This window comes from Desulfobacterales bacterium (genome assembly GCA_034003325.1).
Lineage (GTDB): Bacteria > Desulfobacterota > Desulfobacteria > Desulfobacterales > JAFDDL01 > JAVEYW01.
On sequence record JAVEYW010000042.1, the window covers coordinates 2,079 to 3,839 of the forward strand.

The following is a 1,761-nucleotide window of genomic DNA, read 5'->3' on the forward strand; positions in this document are numbered from 1 at the left end:
TATAAAAAAGGGAAAAGCCAAAGCAGCGCAACAATACCTTGAATCAAAGGTTCATAACAGTCGCTCCAGAAAGGAGGTGTTCCAGCCACACCTTCCGGTACGGCTACCTTGTTACGACTTAGCCCCAGTCATCAGGTTTACCCTAGGCGACTCCTTGCGGTGATCGACTTCAGGTACCCCCAACTCCCATGGCTTGACGGGCGGTGTGTACAAGGCCCGGGAACGTATTCACCGGATCATTGCTGATATCCGATTACTAGCGAATCCAGCTTCACGGAGTCGAGTTGCAGACTCCGATCCGAACTGAGACCGGCTTTGGAGATTCGCTACCTGTCACCAGGTCGCTGCCCTCTGTACCGGCCATTGTAGCACGTGTGTAGCCCTGGACGTAAGGGCCGTGCTGACTTGACGTCATCCCCACCTTCCTCTCTGCTTGCGCAGGCAGTCTCTCTAGAGTCCCCACCATGACGTGCTGGCAACTAAAGACAGGGGTTGCGCTCGTTGCAGGACTTAACCTAACACCTCACGGCACGAGCTGACGACAGCCATGCAGCACCTCGTATATAGTCTATCGCTAGAAAGATCGCTTTCACAATCATGCAATATACGTTCAAGCCCAGGTAAGGTTCCTCGCGTATCATCGAATTAAACCACATGCTCCTCCGCTTGTGCGGGCCCCCGTCAATTCCTTTGAGTTTCATCCTTGCGGACGTACTCCCCAGGTGGATCACTTATCGCTTTCGCTTAGCCACAGACAGTGTATCGCCTACAGCTAGTGATCATCGTTTACAGCGTGGACTACCAGGGTATCTAATCCTGTTTGATCCCCACGCTTTCGTGCATCAGCGTCAGTAATAGCTTTGTGAGCTGCCTTCGCTATCGGTGTTCTGTGTCATCTCTATGCATTTCACCGCTACATGACACATTCCGCCCACATCATCTAAACTCAAGGTAACCAGTATCAACGGCAGCCCCCCGGTTGAGCCGGAGTATTTCACCACTGACTTAATTACCAGCCTACGCACCCTTTAAACCCAATAAATCCGGATAACGCTCGCATCCTCCGTATTACCGCGGCTGCTGGCACGGAGTTAGCCGATGCTTATTCATTCGGTACCTGCAGGCCGGGTCACGACCCGGCTGTTAGTCCCAAACAAAAGCAGTTTACAACCCATAGGGCCGTCTTCCTGCACGCGGCATGGCTGGGTCAGGCTCCCGCCCATTGCCCAATATTCCTTACTGCTGCCTCCCGTAGGAGTCTGGTCCGTGTCTCAGTACCAGTGTGGGGGATAACCCTCTCAGGACCCCTACCCATCATCGTCTTGGTGTGCCGTTACCACTCCAACTAACTAATGGGACGCATGCCCATCCCTAACCAATAAATCTTTAATTACAAAAAGATGCCTCTTCGTAATACCATGGAATATTAGCACTAATTTCTCAGTGTTATGTCCCGGTTAAGGGTAGGTTGCATACGTGTTACGCACCCGTGCGCCACTCGTCAGCACCCGTTGCCGGGCCTGTTACCGTTCGACTTGCATGTATTAAGCCTGCCGCTAGCGTTCATCCTGAGCCAGGATCAAACTCTCCATTGTTTCTAAATTTCTCTAGACAATATGCAAGTACTGTCCCGACTCTTATTTTCCTCTGGTTCGTTAATCAACACTAAAGTCAATCAACGGGTATTTTTTTTGCGCTACTTTTTGGCTTTCCCAATTTCTCAAAGATCGTTTCCCCGCATTTGGGGAGTGCAAAGGTAAA

1 rRNA gene is annotated in these 1,761 nt (G+C 51.2%); it reads right to left on the reverse strand.

Going from position 1 to position 1,761, the window contains the following annotated elements:
- Positions 1-69: 69 nt before the first annotated feature.
- A 16S ribosomal RNA gene (locus tag RBT11_20570) occupies positions 70-1,595 on the reverse strand.
- Positions 1,596-1,761: the final 166 nt, after the last annotated feature.